Source organism: Kiritimatiellales bacterium (assembly GCA_041656295.1).
GTDB lineage: Bacteria > Verrucomicrobiota > Kiritimatiellia > Kiritimatiellales > Tichowtungiaceae > Tichowtungia.
The window spans coordinates 100481-120338 of record JBBADV010000006.1 but is presented as its reverse complement, the minus strand read 5'-3'; the positions used below and the strand labels follow the sequence as shown (position 1 = coordinate 120338).

Annotated in this window: 12 protein-coding genes; 1 reads left to right on the top strand and 11 read right to left on the bottom strand. The window is 50.8% G+C overall.

Annotation, left to right across the window (positions count from 1 at the left end; translation table 11 throughout):
- Positions 1 to 32 precede the first annotated feature (32 nt).
- The 5 genes from WC959_05800 to WC959_05780 form a co-directional block, all read right to left on the bottom strand.
- Positions 33 to 2006, bottom strand: a complete 1974-nt coding sequence (locus WC959_05800; GenBank protein MFA5688642.1) for a sulfatase — start codon at positions 2004 to 2006, stop codon at positions 33 to 35.
- Between the two features lie 126 nt (positions 2007 to 2132).
- Positions 2133 to 4115 carry a sulfatase-like hydrolase/transferase gene (locus tag WC959_05795; protein ID MFA5688641.1) on the bottom strand — a complete coding sequence of 661 codons (1983 nt, stop codon included), beginning with the start codon at positions 4113 to 4115 and terminating at the stop codon, positions 2133 to 2135.
- A 2-nt stretch (positions 4116 to 4117) separates the two neighbouring features.
- Positions 4118 to 4825, bottom strand: coding sequence for a hypothetical protein (locus tag WC959_05790; GenBank protein MFA5688640.1), 708 nt, complete (start codon positions 4823 to 4825; stop codon positions 4118 to 4120).
- Between the two features lie 77 nt (positions 4826 to 4902).
- Complete coding sequence (locus tag WC959_05785) at positions 4903 to 5640, bottom strand: hypothetical protein (protein MFA5688639.1); 738 nt, start codon at positions 5638 to 5640, stop codon at positions 4903 to 4905.
- 59 nt (positions 5641 to 5699) lie between these two features.
- A complete protein-coding gene (locus WC959_05780) occupies positions 5700 to 7652 on the bottom strand; it encodes a PEP-CTERM sorting domain-containing protein (GenBank protein ID MFA5688638.1) in 1953 nt (650 codons plus the stop codon).
- Between the two features lie 213 nt (positions 7653 to 7865).
- On the opposite strand from WC959_05780, the gene WC959_05775 reads away from it, so the two are divergent.
- Positions 7866 to 9752, top strand: a complete 1887-nt coding sequence (locus WC959_05775) for a sulfatase-like hydrolase/transferase (protein MFA5688637.1) — start codon at positions 7866 to 7868, stop codon at positions 9750 to 9752.
- Positions 9753 to 9875: 123 nt separating this feature from the next.
- Here WC959_05775 and WC959_05770 read toward each other — a convergent pair whose 3' ends face one another.
- The 6 genes from WC959_05770 to WC959_05745 are packed head-to-tail and all read right to left on the bottom strand — an operon-like array spanning position 9876 to position 19857.
- A complete protein-coding gene (locus WC959_05770; protein ID MFA5688636.1) occupies positions 9876 to 11726 on the bottom strand; it encodes a sulfatase in 1851 nt (616 codons plus the stop codon).
- 30 nt (positions 11727 to 11756) lie between these two features.
- On the bottom strand, positions 11757 to 13316 hold the full coding sequence (locus WC959_05765; GenBank protein MFA5688635.1) for a sulfatase: 1560 nt from the start codon (positions 13314 to 13316) through the stop codon (positions 11757 to 11759).
- 40 nt (positions 13317 to 13356) lie between these two features.
- Positions 13357 to 15261, bottom strand: coding sequence for a sulfatase-like hydrolase/transferase (locus WC959_05760; GenBank protein MFA5688634.1), 1905 nt, complete (start codon positions 15259 to 15261; stop codon positions 13357 to 13359).
- Entirely contained in the window at positions 15258 to 17432 is a 2175-nt protein-coding gene (locus WC959_05755; GenBank protein ID MFA5688633.1) for a glycosyl hydrolase family 65 protein, read from the bottom strand. The genes WC959_05760 and WC959_05755 overlap by 4 nt, the downstream gene beginning before the upstream one ends.
- The gene (locus WC959_05750) at positions 17429 to 18394 is read right to left on the bottom strand and encodes a uroporphyrinogen decarboxylase family protein (GenBank protein MFA5688632.1); all 966 of its coding nucleotides are present in this window, start codon (positions 18392 to 18394) and stop codon (positions 17429 to 17431) included. Before WC959_05750 ends, WC959_05755 begins: the two co-directional genes overlap by 4 nt.
- Positions 18394 to 19857, bottom strand: a complete 1464-nt coding sequence (locus WC959_05745; protein ID MFA5688631.1) for a sulfatase-like hydrolase/transferase — start codon at positions 19855 to 19857, stop codon at positions 18394 to 18396. Before WC959_05745 ends, WC959_05750 begins: the two co-directional genes overlap by 1 nt.
- Between the last annotated feature and the right edge of the window lies 1 nt (position 19858).

Below are 19858 nucleotides of genomic sequence, written 5' to 3'. Positions count from 1 at the left end.
TCCAAACGCCGGAGAATTTATTTTTCATTATTTTATTTTTTTAAAACAAACCACTCTTTCAATATTTTTCCGGAACTGTTTTTCAGCCGGATGTTCCGAAGTAACGACTTTCCGGCAGTGCCGGGAGGATCAATTCTTAATGCAGTAAGAACTCCGCCCGACGGAACGTCCCGAATAATCGTAACCCATTTCCCTGCCGATGACACTTTATAATCAATTCCACTGCCTCTTTCAAACGCCCGCCCATTCCATGCGGCGAAAACCTGGAGAGTACCGGAGGCCGCCGGACAGATTTCCATTTCCAGTACAAACGGCCCCGGTATATTCGGAATATCGACCGTTTTAACCCAGGGATCACCGCCGGTTGAATAAACAGCTAAAGCGCCATCTTCCATGGCAAGCTGCAACGTATCGCCGGGACGGGCTTCCCATCCGTTAATGAATGTCTGGACTTTTTCCGGCGGCATAACCGCTGTTCCTGTCCGCACAATTTTTTTGACCAGTTTCAATCCGCCTTTCTGCACACCGATGTCCTGCGGTCGATATTTCGACGGATCAAAGTCCGGGTTCGGTAGAGGGACCACTGCACCGGCGGCGGCAAGATAATCAGTGATCCGCTTATCCAGTTCGTGAACCTTTTCCGGCATCGCCGTCGCAAGGTTGTTTTTTTCGCCGATATCATCCGCGAGATTGAAAAGAAGATAATCGTGCACACCGTTTTTCCCCTGATGGAAGAGCCGGATCAGCTTCCAGTCGCCGGCATGAACGGCCACCGACGGGGGGAGCCAGTCAGGGACGGCAGGAGTGTGCGGGAAAAACGTAAACATCGGACCGCGGTCAAATGCTTCTCCGCGCAGTGCCGGAGAAAAATCGACACCGTCAACAGAATAATTTTTCGGCAAAGAAATCCCGAGCGCATTGAGAATGAACGGATATAAATCCGTGGATTGAATGCGTGCATCACAGCGGCTGCCGGGTGCTGTCACTCCAGGCCAGACCACCACGCACGGCACACGGATACCGCCTTCAAAGATTGTTGCTTTGCCGCCGCGCAGCGGTGCATTGCTTGTCGGTGTTGCAACAAACGGTTTTCTATCTGAATCCGTTTCTTCGATACCGTTATACATATTTCCGCCGTTGTCCGAATAAAAAATTATGATTGTACGATCAGCAATGCCCAGTCGATCCACTTCATCCAGCAACGAGCCGACAGCATCGTCCAGCGAATGTACCATCGCCGCATACGTCGGCGAATTCTGCGGATTATTCCGGTCGATCTTATGCCGGTATTTTTCAATCAGTTCATCTTTGGCATCGAACGGCGCATGCACTGAAAACTGCCAGTAGTTCATATAAAACGGACGGGATGCGACAGAGCGTATCCATGCCACGGCTTCGGCGGCCATGCGGTCTTCAATATGTTCGCCGGCTTTCTTTTCTTTAAACGCCGGAAATTTCCATGGCGCAATAAAACTGCCGGCAGGCCCCGGGCCGGGCCAGTGTGGAATATCGACATCAAACCCGTGCTGCAAAGGACTGTACGGTTCTGCGCCAAGATGCCATTTTCCGAAATGTGCGGTACGATATCCTTTTGCTTTAATTAATTTTCCCAGCGTTGGAAATGCTGTATCAAGCCGTGTAACCGTTACACATTGTCTTGCTTTATCACCGGCCGGCCCTTTCACTGCGACTTCCGGTTCCAACCGGATTTCCGGCAGATGATGATTCGGCGCGGTGGACCCGTTACGCGCCGGTGTCTGTCCAGTCAAAATGCTGGCGCGCGTCGGCGAACAGAGCGGACTGGCGGAATATGCGTGTGTGAACGTCATGCCGCGCGCGGCCAGCCGTTCGATGTTCGGTGTTTCAAAAAAATCCGTGGTTCCATAAAGTGTTGTATCACTCCAGCCGAAGTCATCGGCGAGAATCACGATGATATTCAACGGTTTGCTCTGACTCACAGCAGCCGCCAGCGCCGGAATTGCCGCAAGTGAAATTGATTGTTTCATTCTTCTTCTTTCTGTGTTTACGGATGAACGCCGGAAAGCGGCTGCTCTGCCACCGCTTTCCCTACAAATTCCTGCGGCATCCGGCAGCTTTTGACTCTCCGCTATCGCGATTATTTTTACAGGGGCTCATTGTTCTTTTGCGCCGACCCGGAAAAGGAATCCGGACGGATGACTCTGCGCGCGAATCCAGTCGATTTCAAAATCCGCTTCTTTATTCACCGGATTCAGCCGCAGCCGGGTAACTGTTTTCCCGTCCCACTCAGAATGTCCCTGCAATGGAATCCGTACCGTCTGCCATTCCCCGGAAGAATAAGAAATCGACAACGTCCGGGACTGATGAAAAGTATCGTCACCGGTATGTCCCCAGCGGAATGTTAAAGCGGAACCGGCGGGGGATTTAATACGAACATCCACCGCGAAAAAACGATCTGCGCTGAATCTAACCTGCCGCAGTTCCAGCTTTCCCTGATTGGATTTCATTCTGCCGGAGAGTATGCCGCCGCTCACTTCCGCGTGATCAAGAAAACCGTCATTCACAGGAATCCAGCCTTCAAAATCTCCAGCGGAATCAAACTCGAACCGGACGGACGGTTCCGGCGGTTTTTCATCCGGCGGCGCGTCCGGTGAGAGCAGCGGCGCCGGATAAGCCGCCGGCGCAGCATTTGTATACGGAATCAGAAACCGTTCATCCGGCGGCGTACCGTCCGGCGCGCCGGTTACATACAGATTGTCGCCCTTTTCAATCAGCGGCGAGCGCCCCGCCGGCGGTAACGCATTATACCACGCCATCAGATCTGCTTCCATTTCCTGAAATTTTTCCGGATGCTGATATTTTAAATCGTAAAGCTCCAGCGGATCCTCCGCCAGATTAAAGAGACTTTTGCGTGCGCCGATACGGTGGATTTTCCAGTCGTCTTTGCGCATAGCGATCTCCTGTCCCCAGTCCCAGAACAGCGGTGTGGCGCGCTGGATGGAATCCGCCGCACCGGTCAGATGCGGTAGAATATCTGCGCCGTCAAACTCCGGCGGAATTCCGGTTCCGGCCAGATTGATGACGGTCGCCGCAAAATCGAGTGTACTGACCGGCTCTTCAATCACCTGTCCTGCCGGAATCCGGTTTTTCCAATATGCAAACATTGGAACCTTGATACCGCCTTCCCACAGTGACCCTTTTTCGCCGCGCAGCGGCACATTTTCCGAGCCGGTCCAGCTTTCCAATGTCACAGCACCGCCGACGGCGTTCCAGAATTTCGGCGGTGCGCCGTTGTCTCCGGAGAACAGGATCAACGTGTTTTCCTCCAGACCGAGATCGCGCAGTTTCAGCATTACACCACCGACGGCATCGTCGATTGCATGAACCAGTGCGAGTCCGAACCGGCGAATATCATCCATCTCTGGACTGTAGTTCGGATAATCCAGCACCGGAAAATTTTGGTAATAGGGATCGTCCGCTGAAATACGCGGCCAGTGCGGGCCATACAGTGCGAGATACAGGAAAAACGGCTCGGCATGATTCCGCTGAATAAACGCCTGCGCCGCTTCCCCCTGAACGACTACGCGATTGCGCCCGTCAGTGATCGTTTGCGGCGGATGAACTGTGTTTCCGTTCAGATCAAAATTTGCCTGATATTTTGTGTTTGCACCGTTCCAGTATTCATCAAACCCCCGTTGTGCCGGTTGGTAGGAAACAGCAGGAATCCCTGCTTCAGGCAGCGGATTTAAATGCCATTTCCCGACCATACCGGTGCGGTAACCGAGGGTCTTAAGGCGTTCCGCCAGTGTCGGCACATCCAGCGGGACAGCGCCGGCGCGAGAAATGATTCCATTATCGCGAGTTCCAAAAGTATTCTGAATGCGCCCGGACATCAGCCCCGCTCGCGACGGCACACACTGCGGCGCAGTACAATATCCGTTCCGCATCAGCGCGCCGCCGTTCGCCAGAGAATCCAGTACCGGCGTTCTGACATTCGGATCCACTCCATGCACGCCCAGATCGGTAAAGCCGTGATCATCCGTAAAAATAATAATGATGTTCGGCTGCTCTGCCGCCGACCATGCGATACTCCCGCCGGCGACGGCAACGGGAATTGATTTCAGAAAAAAATTCATTTTTACGGCACCGTAATCATTAAATTATCAAGACAGAATTGCATTGATGTACCGAATGTCTGCATCTGAATAATCCGTTCTTTTGTTCCCGGGAAACGATAGAAAAATGTATCGATACTCTTATTATCGATAAAAAACTCCATCTGGCACAGTCCATTGTCACCGGCGGTTGAAACAAGTTTCAGCGTGTGGCTTTTATTTGCACCATATGCCGGATATTTCGCCTGAAGGTCTGCCGGCTGATATGTCTGAGACGTTTGCGTCCTGTCACCGGAATAAACGGCAATCATTCCATTATTGAACCGGTGAAATCCGAAAACACTGGCATTGCGCTTGGCCTCCGCACTGCTGGTCATGAAAACAGATCCCCAACCGTTTTCTGCAGAAATCCGCTGTGTTTCAACCGACAGTGTAAAATTACCGCTGGAAATCCAGCTGATAAGATTTGTATTCAGCCGGGTCGCCCCGTTTCCAATGATAAGTCTTCCATCATCCGAAAGCTCATGCCCGGGACTTCCGGGAATATAGGTTGCGGTAATCTGTCCTTCACGCTGCCGTTCAGTATAGTTTTGATTCAGATTCTTTGTTGAAGTAAATTTCAGCCCGGACTCAAAGGTATCTTTGAAAATAATTTGTTCTCCGGCAAAGCCTGCAACTGTAAACAGAATGCAGCCTGCCAGCATAAATTTCATTTTATCTGTTTTTTTCATAAGCAGCTTTTCCAGTTGTTTCTGATTCTTCCGTACTGTATTCAGCCGTTCTGCCGAAGCTGATTTCAACATGAAGTTCATTGGTGAATGATATAAAGCCCCAGCGTTCTCAGATCCGGCACGCTCACGGTCAAATCATCGAGATAGAACCTTATCGTTCCGGCGGAAGTGTGCATTTGAATAATCCGTTCTGTAGTTCCCGGAAAACGATAGGAGAATGTACCGATACTCTCAGTATCAATAAAAAACTCCGTCTGGCACAGTCCATCGTTACCGGCGGTTGAAACAAGCTTCAGCGTATGACTTTTATTTGCGCCATACGCCGGATATTTCGCCTGAAGATCTGCCGGCTGATATGTCTGAGCCGTTTGCGTCCTGTCACCGGAATAAACGGCGATCGTTCCATTATTAAACCGGTGAAATCCGAAAACACTGGATCCGCGGTTTGCTTCCACACCGCTGGTTATAAAAACGGACCCCCAGCCGTTATCTGTCGAATGCCGCTGAACATCCACCGACAGTGTAAAATTGCCGCCGGAGATATAACTGATGAGATTTGTATTCAGCCGGGTCGCGTTATTGCCGATAAGCATTCTTTCGTCATCCGTCAGTCCGTGGTTCGCACTCCCGGCGGTGTATGTTGAGACTACTGCACCTTCGCTTTGCCGAACTGCGCAGTTATAATTCAGATCGTTTGTCGCATAGCTAAGGCCGCTATTGAACGTGTCTTTAAAAATTATTTTTTCGCCGGAAAAAATATTTACACCTGACAGCATCACACTGAAAAAAACCAACAGTCCTGGTAGATTTTTCATAGAACCCTCAATCAATCGCCGTCTCCCGCTGTACAGCGGGAGACGCTCTGTTAATGTTCTTACCTTGGATCTCTGTTCTGCCGGACAAAAAATGCCATCAGCAGGCCGGCGAGCAGCATGCCGAGTGTGGCCGGTTCAGGAATCATAACGGTGATCTTTCCGTCCGAGAACAATGTACTGCTGTCGACGTCAAGGCCGGTCAGGCCGCGCACCTGAATGTCAACCCCGTTATTAACCAGCGCGTTCCAGTTTTTGAAAAATTCAAATTCATCATTTTCATTAACGGTGGCGCCGGTAAAATCAAACACGAGCGTTGAGCCGTTTTCAAATGTCAGGCTGTCCGTATTATTTCCGGAAAGAAGATCTCCGATTTCCAGCGTGGTAACGGACGGTCCCGCCAGCGTCAATGCACCATCAAACGTCAGTTCGCCGGGACTTGTTCCGGGATTGAGCTGGCCGCTCAGTGTGATCCCGCCAACAACCAGCCCGTCGCCGGAAAGTATTCCGCCGTATGTATAGGATCCGCCGGTACGGGTGCTGACATCAAAAACTCCATCCGCCGCCAATGAAATTTCTGCAGTGTGATCAATTGAGCCATCGTCAACCAGCTGCAGCCGGCCGAACGCAATATCGGTTTTCCCGCTATATGTGTTAGCGGCATGAAATTTTACTATGGAATTCGAATAATAATTGACTGTCCAGTGATTGTCTATAGCGACAGACCCGGTTTTTCCGGACGCTTCAGCTTCACGGATAACGCCATAAATATTCAACACATTCGCAGCAGACGTATTATCTGCGTTTCCGCCGGCTTCCAGCGTTAATGCAGCATCTGCGTTAAACACGATATCATCGTGTAATGAAAATGTGGAGTTTCCTGCAAGACCGCTTGTAGCGGTTACCGCGAGGCGGGAATTACCGGTAACTGAAAAGCGGTTTAATACCGCAATTTCCGAATCAGACGTCATTAAAAATGCCCGGAAGTTGGCAGCGTTATTTAATGTAATTCCGACGGTTCCGAGATTACCGCCGCGATATTGCGTCGTACCGCGGCTGACAATTGTGCCCGTAAACCCGCTGGCATCGAAGTTTTCATTTAAAATCGTCAAGGCCTGAACAGATGTCTGAAATGTCCCGTCTCCGGTGAGTGCACCGTTAACTGAGGTGTTTCCACCGCCCCCCGAATTCAGGATATCCAGCTGTGAACCGGAATTCATCTGTATTGCGCCGTTCCAGCCGGCCTGGCCGGATCCGGATGTCTGATTAAGAGTCAGCGTTCCATCGACAACAATATCTCCTGTCCTGTTCTGACTAATCGTTTTCACTTCTGTATCGCTTCCGGCGGCAGCGATAATTTTATTATTCATTGCCCGGTTCTGCAAATCCAGCACTGTGCCGTTCGTGAGCGTAACCGTCCCTGCGCCGATCGCATTTCCGGCGGTCACCGACGCTGAAACATTATCCAGCACCGTTCCGCCGGTATATGTTGAAGCCCCGGCAAATTCCACATTATTAAGTGCCGATCCTTTGTACACTAACGAGACGCCGGCCGTTGACCAGTTGTTGCTTATTTTTAATAAGCCATCTCCGTTATGTGTAAAAATAACCGGATTACTGCCTTCTGTGCGCCAGGTTGTTCCATCAAGAAATACCGTATTGGTAAGGCCGGCCGCGAGATCAAAACCAGACTGCACAGATATACCGTTATTGCCGGATCTAAACGCGACATCGAGAACTGTTCCGCCCGTATTAAATCCGTTTGCAGCGGCGGTGATCCATATTTTATCAGCATACAATGTTGCTCCATTATTAACTAAAGGACCGGAAGTATTAACCGTCACCCCGCCGATCAACCAGTCATCAATATTTGAGCTGTCGGTCGGAGCCGTGCCACTGCTCCAAGCTGCGGGAGTCTGTATTGTCCTGTTGGGCCCGATGAATATATTCGTGGTTGATGCCGCCATCGCAATTCCGGCGTTTAGCAGCGCTGCAATGATACATGCCTTCTTCATGCTTTCTCCTTTTGAGTATTTTTGAACTGCAGTGGACACACTTCCTGACGTGCGTCCCTTCTTTAATATATGTATACTGTAAACGTTATCTTTTATGCAACTGTTTTTTTAATTAAAATTTATTCATTAATTTTCATAATTTGTGCGCTAGACAGAATGATTTTATTTTTATAGATATTTAACGAACAGTAAACATAATCAATAAAGAGAAGTATGAAGAATATGTTTTATAATCAACAGATTACAAAAACCGTTAAGAGTATATCCGGCGCGCTGTTTTTAAGCAGCGGAATTTCCGGTGCGGCGGCAGTGCTGGAAAAACCGAATGTCATCATTATTTATACCGATGACCACGGCTGGGCGGATATCGGCATTCAATCCAGTCAAACCGATGTAAAAACGCCGTTCGCTGACCAACTGGCGAAGGACGGGGTTCTCTTTCAACAAGGATATACCACTGCTCCGCAATGCGTTCCGTCGCGCGCCGGAATCATCACCGGACGTTATCAAACACGGTTCGATATGGAAACCAACCACGACGGCCCGCTGCCGCTCTCCGAAAAAACTGTGGCTGACCGGATGAAAGCCGCCGGTTACGTCACCGGTATGGTCGGCAAATGGCATTTGGAACCGACCCGCGAAAGCAGAAAAGATCGCGATGGTGTCCAGCCCGCCGGCGCATATAATCCACGCAATCGCGGTTTTGATGAATACTGGTACGGCGCGATGCGTAGTTATGAGGCCAACATCGATCTCGCCGGAAAACTTCTGTCCGATGCGCCGAAAAAAATCGAAGATCCCCGCTACCGGATTGATGTGCAAACGGATGCCGCCATCTCTTTTATGTCCCGCCGGGTTTCCGATAAAAAACCGTTCTTTCTCTACCTCGCCTATTTCGCGCCGCACGTTCCGCTCGAACGTCCTGAAAAATATATGGCCCGGTTCCAGGATGTTCCGGATGAAACCCGCCGAATGGGACTTGCCTCCATTGCCGCAGTGGACGACGGTCTTGGGCGCATCCGGCAGTTTCTGGCAGAAAAAAGACTGACCGAAAAAACGGTTATTTTCTATATCGGAGATAACGGCGCGCCAATGCGTCCCGGCGCATGGAACGGATCAATCAACACACCGAATGTTGGTGAAAAAGGCATGCTTACCGATGGCGGCATTCGCACCCCGTTCATCATGGCGTGGCCGGGAACCGTTCCGGCTGGAACTGTATACACAAATCCGGTGATCGCAATGGATGCAACCGCAACAGCCGTTGCACTTTCCGGACAGCCGGTTCCCGCAGAAATGGACGGCGTCAATCTGATTCCGTTTCTGACGGGTGAACGCACCGGCGTTCCGCACGAAACACTCTACTGGCGCTGGCGTTCACAGGCAGCTATTCTGGAAGATGGCTGGAAACTGTGGTTTGTCGCACCGGACTCATGGATGCTTTTCAACAATGTCGGCACTGCACCGGAAACGGAAAACGTTCTGGATCAGCATCCTGAAATCGCGGCCCGGCTGCGGAAAAAACTGGAGGCATTTGCCGGGCAGCAAAATCCTCCGGGACTGCCGAACACCCTTGTAGCAGCAGACAAATACTTTCAAGACACCTATTATGGTGCAACCCCGGCCCCGGCACAGAAAAAACCCGCAGAAAAATCCGGCGATCCGACGACGCCGACCGCTGCGGCAGGAACACAGGGTGACTCCGTCGACGGCTGGATCGCACGCAGCGGTTTGATAAAAAAAATGCCGGAAGGAATCCGGGTTTTTGCAGACGCATCCGGAAAACCGCCGTTTATTACAGCTCAAAAACTGGCGGTTCCGGTTCCGGCGGCAATCGAAATTGAGTTAACCGCAGAAGCCGGTGGTGAAGGAATGGTCAGTTGGCGGGTGCAACGTGACCGCGATTTCATCACGGGGAATAAATCTGATTTTTCATTCAACCCCGGCAAACAAACTCTGACGGTAGCATTACCGGAAAAGAGAAGTCAGATTACCCACCTCCGGCTTATTATGCCGTATAAAGATCAGCAGATCGTCATTCACTCCATCCGGTTAACCGGCGCAAAAACAACTGTAAATGAATGGCGGTTCGATCAATAACATGAACACTTAAATCTATAGGATGTGAGGCAGACACTCTTGTCTGCCTTTTTCATGGGAAATGAGCAGACAGGGTATCTGATCCGCACGGTGCTGCAAATTAAACGGAAAATGCTCTATTATTTAATTTGTAAAAATCCATTTTCTGATTTCTTCACCGCCCGATTGAAGTACAACAGACTTCAGATAGACTGGCGCGGTTGCGTTCGCGCAATTAATCCATAAACTGAACAGTTCACCGGCGGAGGCAGTGATAACAGACTGTGTTTGAACACTGCCGGCGGTTGTATATTGGAACGGCAGAATCTCTCTGGTTTTGGCAGGCCTGCCGGTATCCCATACCGGTTCAACCTGTCCGGCAAAGGACTGGTCAGACTGGAGCTGAAGCGTAATGGTGAACGGTCCCGGCTGATGCGGTACGTCCACCGTAAGAATGCGCGGATCATCTGCCGGAAAAACAATGCCGTCCTGGCCGGTATAAAAATAGACGCTGTGGGAATCCCGCCATGCGGTTTTCGTTGATCCCGGCGAAACATATGCCGGATTCAACTTAGGAATAATCGCACCGGTATCATCCAAAATCTGCTGAAGACGAATTTCTAACATTTCTGCAGTTTCCGGATGTTGCACGTACCGATTATGCTGTTCACCGATATCATCGGCGAGATTATACAGCTCAAACCGGTCGGTATTATCAGAGTTGTCGCAACAATTGCGAATCAGCTTCCAGTTTCCAACCCGGATAGACGAGGATGGAATCCCGCCGGAGAGCGGCGTATCATGCGGATAATGACAGAAAATTTCACGATCCGCCGGCGCGCCGCCATAACAAACGGAAGCAAAACTGACTCCGTCAAACACTACCGGTTCCTCCGGTTTAACGCCGGTGAGTTCCATGAGTGTCGGATAAAAATCAACACTGCAAACCGGCGCGGGACTTTGTTTTCCGGCATCAATGCGTCCCGGCCATTTTATAATTAACGGAACACGGATTCCGCCTTCATAAACCGTCGCTTTTCCGGCACGCAACGGCGCATTACTCGTTGACGGTTTTTGGGTGACGGCATCACTGAAGTGCGCACCACCGTTATCCGAAGTAAAAATGACAATTGTATTTTTCGTTTGCCCGGTTTCATCCAGCACATCCAGCATCCGCCCGATGTTCCGGTCCAGCACCTCAATCATGGCTCCCATGACCGGATGGTTTTGCGCGCTGTCCGGCATCGTCTTCAGTTTTTCCTCGTATTTCATAATCAGACCGGCATCAGACCCCATCGGCCAATGAACAGAAAATGCCCAGTACGCCAAATACCAGGGTTCGTTCCGGTGCTGTTGAATGTACCGAACGGCTTCACTGCCCATGCGGTCTTCAACATTTTCACCGGGCGCGCCGGTGAAGTTTAATTTGCCCGGATATTTCCATGGCGCAATATAACTGCCCGCCGGTCCCGCCCCGTGCCAATGCGGGATATCCACCTCATATCCATGCTCCAGCGGCGAATACGGTTCCGCACCCAAATGCCACTTGCCGAAATGCGCCGTCCGGTAACCGGCATCCCTGAACGCCTCCGCCAGCGTATAATATTTCTCGTGCAGACGATTCACCGTGACGGGGACAAGCACTTTTCTGTTTGCAGGCGCCTGTGCCGGCAGATGGCAGATAAAGTTAGGCTCGCCGATGTGGCAGTTCGGAGCAGTCAAGCCGAGCCGAGCCGGATAAAGACCAGTCAAAATACTGGCGCGCGTCGGTGAACAGAGGGGACTGGCGGTATATGCCTGTGTAAACAGCATTCCCTGTTCTGCCAGCCGGTTGATGTTCGGTGTTTCATAAAACGTACTGCCATATACCGCTGTGTCCATCCAGCCTAAATCATCAGCCAGAATAAATAATACATTCGGCAAAGCCGCCGGTTCTTTCGCTCCCGCTGCAACAAACTGAAGTCCAGCTAAACTAATAAATAATTTATCAAACATCGATTTTTTCCTTTATTGTAAATGTTATCCTTATGAATAGAATCCCGAGCCCGCCGGAATTTTCTCAGGGAAAAGCACATCGCGGCTGATCGGCATTTTCATTTGAGCACGCTCCTGCCAGATCAGGTTTGCAATCTTTACCGGGTCTTCCGGGTCGCCGGCTGCTTTCAAAAGTTCATCCGTTTTCGCATCGAGCTGTTTTACCAGTCCGGCGTATGCCGGAGTATTAATCAGATTTTGTAACTGCTGCGGATCCTTTTCATTATCAAAAAGCATCCACGGCGCGCCGGTATCGGAACGGCGGGCATACGTATACTGTTTTGTGCGAACACCGCGCCACGGGCCGCTGCCGTTGGTAATCCAGTTCGTACTCAACCAGACCATTCGCATAATCAGAACCGCATCCTGCAGCTCCTCCTCGCGTCCCTGCATGGCTCTGCTGATATCTTTTCCATCGACCGGCGGACAGTCAAGTCCGGCCAGTGAAAGCAGCGTCGGCATCATATCCACCGGTGCCAGCAGTGCATCCGTCCGGGTTGCCGGTTTTATTTTTTCAGGATAACGCACGATAAACGGAATACGGATGGACTCTTCATACGGCAGTGTTTTCCCGTATTGCCGGTGCGAACCGAGGATGTCTCCGTGGTCCGATGTGAACACAATAATTGTATCATCCAGCAGGCCGGTCTGCTGCAGTGTATCCAGCAGACGTCCCATACAATCATCAAGCACTTCAATCGACGCATAATAGCCCTGATACCATGTTTTGATCGCTGCGTTTGACTTGTCGCGAAGATTTGTCATAAATGCGTTCCGCGTTGCCTGATAGCTTTCCGGTAGCAATGTATCGCTTTCACTCCACATTTTTTCAGCAGCATTAAAATCATCCACATTCTTACGCAGCTGGATCCGTTCACGGGGAAAGCGTTTTATATATTCCGGAGGAGCAATATACGGGTCATGCGGCGGCCCCCACGCAAGAAACAGGCAGAACGGATCCGCACCGGCATTCTGCTGAATAAATTCGCAGGCGCAATCGGTCTGCGAAACTGCATCATATCCTTCCCATTTCCGCATGGTTGTCTCATCCTGAAAGTAATAGTTCGAATTGAAATAGTCATGGGTACATTCCAGCGTACGCCAAAAATCAAACCCGCGCCGCCGTTCCGGCGGAATATGCGCCTGCCGGCCGCGACCGTCGATATGCCACTTGCCGATATAACCGGTCTGATAACCGTTCGCCCGGCACACTTCGGCGAAATACGGCGACGGATTTCTCATAAAATGATCATTCATGACCATACCGTTTTTCATTGGAAAATTTCCGGTCATCAGCATTCCGCGAAACGGCGAACAGACCGGATAAGTGCTGATCGCGTGCGAAAAGCGGACACCTTCTTTTGCCAACCGGTCGATATTCGGTGTACGCACCTGTTTCCCGCCATAACACCCGAGTTCCATCGAGCGGAGCTGATCGGCAAAAACAAACAGAATATTCGGCCGGCGGACGGCTTTCCTCCCGGCAGAACGCGACAAAATCGGCAGTGCTGCTGCCGCGCCGGCAGTTCCGATAAAATCTCTTCGTTTCATTATTATTCCTCCTGTTTTCATGTTTATTCGCGATAAAAAATTATTTTACCGGAAACGCCAGCTTCCCTTCAAATCGCAATGCTGCCAGCGGGAACACCAGCGGCACATCTTCGCCCTGCGCAATAAACCCGAGAACCACATCGTTCCGCCCCGGTCGCAACGGCGGAGAGTATTCAAAAAACCACGGCAGTCCGCTGTGTTCATAGTTGAACGGCTGCGCGCCGATTCTGTTTACATAAATTACCCGTCCGTTCCACAGGCCGGCGGAAGGAATCTTATTATCATTCATTGCAAGACGCAGAAATCCTGTTGAATGCTGGAGATTTTCAACGGGAAATGCGATGTAACCGCGCGCGCCTTTTCTGTTTTCAAAATGTCCGGTGAGATTCACCACATTTGATTTGTTAATATATTTCCAATTATACGTCCGGCCATTAACATTTATTGGATCATCGTAATTAATCGCAGAAGAGGAAAAAATACTCTTTCGCACAGAAGCGTCATCCGCAGTCATCACCGGACCGAGGACATAAACACCGGCAGGCAATGCTGATGAAACAGACTGTCCCCACTCGGCTTCTTTAATTTTCTGTTCGAGCGCCTGTTTCATTTCAGCAAAAATGCCGGCGTATGCCGCATTCCGCGCAAGATTGTTCATTTCGTCCACATCATTTTTTGTATCGAACAGCTCATAATGATCAAGTGTCGGAAACCAGATCAGTTTATATCGATCATTCTCAACACAAAGGTTTGTACGGAACAGTTCTTCTGTTACGGCCGTATTCAGTGCACTGTAGATATATTCATGAACTCCGCCGGCGCCGTTATTCTGCACTACCGGCAGCCAGCTTTTTCCATTCATATCCGCAGGAACGGAAACTCCGCACAGTTCCAGCACAGTTGGTGCAATATCCATTCCCATCACCAGCGCGTCTGATTTTATCCCGCCGCGAATCAGCGCCGGATATTGCATCACCATGGGAATCCGCAGTGAATGCCGGTATGTATAATGTTTTTCAGTCAGCGCGTGCTCTCCGATGTGATAGCCATGATCTGAAGAATAAATAATAATTGTATTCTCCTCTATTCCGGCGGCACGGACAGCGGCGAGAACATTGCCGACAGAACCATCAATAGACAGCGCTGCACGATAGTAACTTTTTGAATAATTATCCCAGCTGCCAAATTTCGGGATCGCGCCGACAAATGTTTCAACACCGATTCCTGTGCCGATGAGACCGCGCTTTCCGGTAACCTCATAATCTTCGCCGTAGCTTGCCGGCTTTGGAATTTCAATGCCGTCAAATGCGCCGCTGAGCCGTTCCGGAAAAGCAAAGGGCAGATGCGGCGCTTTCAATCCAAGATAAAGGAAAAAGGGCTGATTGTTGCCGGCGTTTTCCCGCACAAAATCAGCGGCTTTCCGTGACGTCCAGTCATCGGTAAAACCGTTAATTTTCACCGGCACGCCGTTTGCAAAAACAGTAAAATCAAAATCTCCGCCGACCCAGTTCCAGCTGACCCAGTAATCAAATCCCTTCTTCGGTTTCTTACCTTCGCCCAGATGCCACTTGCCAATGAATCCGGTTTTATAACCGGCGGCATGCAGATATTCCGGAAACGTTTTTTCCAGCTCCAGAAATCCGGAAGCACACTCTACAATGCGCGGCGCGCCGGTGCGTTCGCAATATTTACCGGAAAAGAACGATGCCCGCGACGGTGTGCAGAGCGGAGAGTTTGCAAATGCATTCGGAAAATAAATTCCTTTGGCTGCCATGGAATTCAGATGCGGCGTTTTGATCAGCGGATGCCCGGCAAATTCCATGAGATCAGCGCGGTGATCATCAGAAAGAATAAAGATGACATTCGGACGCTGCACCGGCGCCGCTGACGCCAGCAACACCGGCGCCGCCGCACTCAGAGTCATAATCAGTTTAGTTTTTATCACTTCAACTCCCTTTCGAACAGATATCTGCCGGCATCACGGATTGTAATAATCTCTCCGCCGGAAAACCGGATTTTCAACTCCGCCGGTGGAGCGGATTTCACCTGGATTTCTGCACGCTGTGCGGAAACGGTAACATCGAGCGGCGTACCGTGATAACGCAGATTACGCACGGTCATTTCCGGACAGGCTTTCGGCAGGTTCGGCATTATGTTCAGCACATTTCCATCCGGATTTAAGCCCATGAAACCAAACGGAATAACGGCAGAAATCATGCTGCTTTCGGTGAACTCAAAATCAATTCCGATTCCGCCGGCGGTGCCGCCGCCCTGAAGTGTTGTCCCGCCTTTACCATCGCCATAATATTTCCGGTAGCCGCCGTATTTTTGAACCTCATCGTCCCAGTTATAAATTTCCATCAGCCGTTTCCATGCATTATCCGCACCAAGAATTTTGATACGGCTCATCACATCGTAGAATGAAAAACCAAGTACTGCACCGCCGTCCTGCACCTGTCCGCCAAAGGGAAGCGTTTCCGGGCCTGTCCATGAATGCCCGTACCATCCGACATTACGTTTTGTCGTCGCACGCGGCGCAAGCCGGAAGATATAAATATCTTTCCCGCGCGACGTATCGTTACGGACGATCCGTTCGCCGTTAATCCATTTGAAAATTTCCCGTGCATGCCCGCCACTGGCAATGCCGTAATACACCGCTTCAAGATTAACGAACGTAAAACCATAATCCCGCACAACACCATCGGCATCAATACAACCGGTGAAACGCCTGTCTTTATCATTCCAGAATTTTTTATTCGTGTTTTCTTTTACTTTTGCTGCATGTTCGCGAAGAAAAGCCGGATCAAATTTTGCAACTCCTGCCGGCACATCCCAGCCCGGATTCTCCGCCGCCAGTTCTTCAAGCTGTGCCATGACCAGCAGCGACGCGTAATAATGCGTCGTTGTATACATATCATCCCAGCCCATCGGCAGAAGATCCCAGTAATTTCCGCCTTTGCCGTGACCGATACGAAAGGTCTTTTTACCGTTCGCATCCACATCATATCCCGGACGTCCGTCGTGTCCCGGCCAGGTGCAGCGAATGTTATCTAATTCCAATGCATGTCCCTCATCCATCATATACCGGAGCGCTGTCCGCAGACGCGGCATGATCTGCCGGAGAAAACCGTAATCGCCGGTCCAGCGGAAATATTCATTCGCCGCTTTAATATAGATGGCATTATTCACCAGATGACGGGTGTCCCAATGCGAAAAAATGGAATGAATAAAAAATGTTCGTGCCGTTCCGTCCGTCGGAAACGTAAACCGGATACGTTCAATTCTTCCGGTCCATTCAGGATGCCGGTAAAGCGGCAGACTGGAATGGAACAGTCCGCCGGTGGATTCGCTGAGCGGTGTTTTTTCGGGATAGAAATACATCCGGCGCGTTTCGCTCCAGTTCGATTCGCCCCCGCCAAGCCATTCCATGTACGGCGTATATTCGCCATCAATTGCACCGGAACTGCTCCAGCGGATTTGAATATACGGGCAGTTATATGCATCCAGCGTTGTGCCTGCCGGAGACGTGAGCGATGGATGTGTCCCGGCAGCGTCAAGTTTCCAGACTCGCCGGGCGGGAATCAGCCCGCCATCGGTCATCTGATCCAGCGTCCACGCCTTTGCGGCAGCAGCGCCCATAACATCCGGATACATCTTCGGATGATTGCGGACATTTTTGATAACCAGTTCCCACGGCCACGGCTCATCATAAAAATGCCAGCCGGCAGAAATTCCTTTGTGCCCGCCCGGCACCTGCGGCCAGACAGGAAAAGGCCAGCCGATGTCCAGTGAATTGGCCGGATGCTGCTGCGCAGAGATAAACCCTTCGCTGTTTATCGGCGTGTTCAGCAGACGGTTTCGGGTGGAAAGCTGAACCGGTTGCCGGTCCCAGAAAGCACCGCTCAGCCATACATCCGCAATGGCTTTATATTCCATCGAATATGTTGCATTTTCCGTCACGCGCCCGGTGAAAAATCTGGACAGATAATCGTTGTACCAGCGGGACACCGCCGGCTGTGCAGAGAAGGAAAACGAGGTCAGGTTTGTATCGACCGTTCCTTTGGCGCCGGCAATTCCGGCGCAGATTAATACTGCGGTAAAAACTGTTTTTTTCATTCGTATCTGCACTCCTTAATTGCGTCAACCAGCACAGTCAACTGCTCTTCGGTTGTGGATATATCCAGGTCATGCGACGAAACAATCAGCCCGCCGCCCTGCCCGGCTTTCTCAAACAAATCAAACACATGATCGCGAATTTCGACCGGCGACATCATGTGAATCCGTCCGGTATAAAGTCCGCCGTAAATCCCGGTGCGTCCTTTATATGTTCTGGAAAAACTGCCGACATCCTGCAAATCCGGTTGAACCGGATTCAGCATTCTGATGTTCAACTCATCGGCGAATAAATCATATAATTCCGTTATTTTTCCATCTGTGTGAAAAAAAACGGGCTTATTGTATGTGTGTGCAACGTCAATCACTTTTTTCCAATGCGGCAGAATATACTCGCGGAGTTGTGCCGGCGATATCAGCAGGCCGCTGTTCGCCGCGACATCGTCCATCACATAGAGCGCTGTAATATCAAGTTTGCATAACCGTTCTGCCACTGCCGCCATCACATCGGACATGCGATGAAAGAATGCAGAAATCAACTCCGGTTCATCCATCAGGTCCATATAAAAATCCGCCTGCGACATCATCATTTCTACATGCGTCAAAACATTCGGCAGATCAGCAATCACCGCTTTATCCGGATATTTTTTTAATACAGCTTCCGCCGGTGCGGTCAGCTTCGTATCCTCAGGATCCGGCAGCCTGATCTGCAGTGTTTCATTCCAGTCACGGAACAGCGGTTCAACCATCCAGGCCGATCCCGCCTTTTCTTCAAACCGTCCGGTCGGAAACGGGATCATGCACATTGCCTCAACAACATCTGCGTCGAAACGGGTAACCCGGAAATCTTCGCCGTATTTGGAATTCAGCTCATTCATTCTCCGGCGATCCATCCAGAAATTGAACGGCAGCCGGTCCGGTGTTTCAAACCGGATTGCCCGCTCAATGCGTTCGCGTGAAGTCATTACTGAACATCCTTTTTGAGATTTAAATAATGGTTGTACCAGAGAACTTCCTGATCGTTCATTTTTCCAGCAGGAAATCCGGCGGGCCGCATTCCCTGCGCCCAGTTCAGCCATGCAGCGCGAAGCTGTCCCGCTTTTTCAGGATATTGCGAAACCAGGTTTTCTTTTTCGTGAACATCGTTGTCCATATCATAAAGAAATTCGCGCCCGTCCGTCAGCCGGAGATATTTCCATTTTCCTCGCCGGATGGCACTCTGCTGCCAGAACCGCCAGCATAGATCACGTTCCGGCACCGCACCGGCGCGCAGATGCGGAATCAGATCAATTCCATCGAACTCTTCCACCGGCGGTAATCCGGCAGCGGCAACAGCTGTTGCTGCCATATCCAGGGAAATCACCGGGTCGCTGATTACTGTGCCGACAGGAATTTTTTCCGGCCAGGTGACAATATACGGCACACGGATTCCGCCCTCCATCAGCATTCCTTTTTCGCCGACCCACGGAACATTCATTGAACCGTCCCAGGCACCGTGCGGCACAGACACCGGCAGATCTTCCATATCAATTTTTAACGGCGCGCCGTTATCCGCGATGTAAAAGATCAGCGTGTTCCGGTCGATCCTGTAATCGGTCAGTTTTTTGCGGATTTCGCCGACGCCGTCATCCACCGCCGACATCATGGCCAATGCATAACGCCGGCGTTCCGGCATTTCGCCGGGAAACCGGTCCAGATATTTCTTGGATGCTTCCAGCGGAACGTGCGGCGCAAAGTACGCGAGATAAAGAAAAAACGGTTTTGATTTATTCCGGTCAATAAAAGACAGCGCCGCTTTTGTCTGCGTGTCTATGCGGAATTCCGGAATGGTAATCCACTCTCCGTTGCGCGCCCGGTTTTTTCCGTCCAGTCCGTAATTAATCCAGTAGCGCTGAATCTCGCCTTTAAAATATTCATCAAAGCCCTGATGCTCCGGAAAATACTTCATCACCAGCTCACCCGGTGGAATAACTTTGTTGCCGTCTACTTTATCCGGGCAGACTTCACGCCCCCAGGTTACACAGGTGTGATTCGGTTCCAGGTGCCATTTGCCAACCATGCCGGTTGTATACCCGGCATCGTTCAAACGTTCAGCCACGGTGATTTCCTCCAGCCGCAACGGTCCATCAGGAATATGATCAAAACCGAACCGCTGCTGATATTTTCCGGTCATGAGGCCGGCGCGCGACGGGGCACATTGCGGCGCCGTTACATATCCGCTGGTGCAAAGCGCGCCATCGCGCGCCAGCTGATCCAGATGCGGCGTCCGGATATCATCCACCGCACCATGAATGCCGAGATCAGCCCAGCCCTGATCATCCGTAAAAATTACAATGATATTCGGTTTTTTCTCCTGCGCGGAAACCGCACCGCCGGCCATAGAAAAAATTCCGGCAGCAAATAATCCTTCGATGACATGTCTTTTCATT

What these genes read in the sequence shown, in the direction of transcription:
- WC959_05785 (MFA5688639.1), bottom strand. Translation starts at nt 5,640, where the DNA reads ATGAAAAATCTACCAGGACTGTTGGTTTTTTTCAGTGTGATGCTGTCA.
- WC959_05765 (MFA5688635.1), bottom strand. Translation starts at nt 13,316, where the DNA reads ATGAAACGAAGAGATTTTATCGGAACTGCCGGCGCGGCAGCAGCACTG.
- WC959_05795 (MFA5688641.1), bottom strand. Translation starts at nt 4,115, where the DNA reads ATGAATTTTTTTCTGAAATCAATTCCCGTTGCCGTCGCCGGCGGGAGT.
- WC959_05775 (MFA5688637.1), top strand. Translation starts at nt 7,866, where the DNA reads ATGAAGAATATGTTTTATAATCAACAGATTACAAAAACCGTTAAGAGT.
- WC959_05800 (MFA5688642.1), bottom strand. Translation starts at nt 2,006, where the DNA reads ATGAAACAATCAATTTCACTTGCGGCAATTCCGGCGCTGGCGGCTGCT.
- WC959_05790 (MFA5688640.1), bottom strand. Translation starts at nt 4,825, where the DNA reads ATGAAAAAAACAGATAAAATGAAATTTATGCTGGCAGGCTGCATTCTG.
- WC959_05750 (MFA5688632.1), bottom strand. Translation starts at nt 18,394, where the DNA reads ATGACTTCACGCGAACGCATTGAGCGGGCAATCCGGTTTGAAACACCG.
- WC959_05770 (MFA5688636.1), bottom strand. Translation starts at nt 11,726, where the DNA reads ATGTTTGATAAATTATTTATTAGTTTAGCTGGACTTCAGTTTGTTGCA.
- WC959_05780 (MFA5688638.1), bottom strand. Translation starts at nt 7,652, where the DNA reads ATGAAGAAGGCATGTATCATTGCAGCGCTGCTAAACGCCGGAATTGCG.
- WC959_05755 (MFA5688633.1), bottom strand. Translation starts at nt 17,432, where the DNA reads ATGAAAAAAACAGTTTTTACCGCAGTATTAATCTGCGCCGGAATTGCC.
- WC959_05745 (MFA5688631.1), bottom strand. Translation starts at nt 19,857, where the DNA reads ATGAAAAGACATGTCATCGAAGGATTATTTGCTGCCGGAATTTTTTCT.